At 64.8% G+C, this 264-nt stretch carries 1 protein-coding gene; it reads left to right on the top strand.

Annotation, left to right across the window (positions count from 1 at the left end; translation table 11 throughout):
• The coding region (locus AAHZ94_RS35395) for a hypothetical protein (RefSeq protein ID WP_349997724.1) at window positions 1-241 on the top strand (241 nt) is incomplete at its 5' end.
• Window positions 242-264 lie beyond the last annotated feature (23 nt).

Raw genomic sequence — 264 nt, 5'->3', positions numbered from 1 at the left:
GGCTAAGTTCGGCTACTTCGACGCACGGCCCGTGGTCTTGCACGTGGGTCACTGCCGGGCCGGCCGCAACGTCCTAGCGCTGCGCCGAGCCGCAGAGCAGGGGTTGGCGGCTGTCCTCGTGGCAAGCACGAGCACGGTCACCGATAAAGCTTTGCTGTTGGAGTTGCGCCGCGCCGGCGTCAGGGTCGTCACCGGTTTCGTGGAGAACATCCAGGAGCTCTACCAGATGGCCGACTGTTAGCTGTTCCCCGTCTATGACGCGAC

Source organism: Streptomyces sp. HSW2009, from assembly GCF_040240285.1.
Lineage (GTDB): Bacteria > Actinomycetota > Actinomycetes > Streptomycetales > Streptomycetaceae > Streptomyces.
This window is presented reverse-complemented; position numbering and strand designations above follow the sequence as displayed.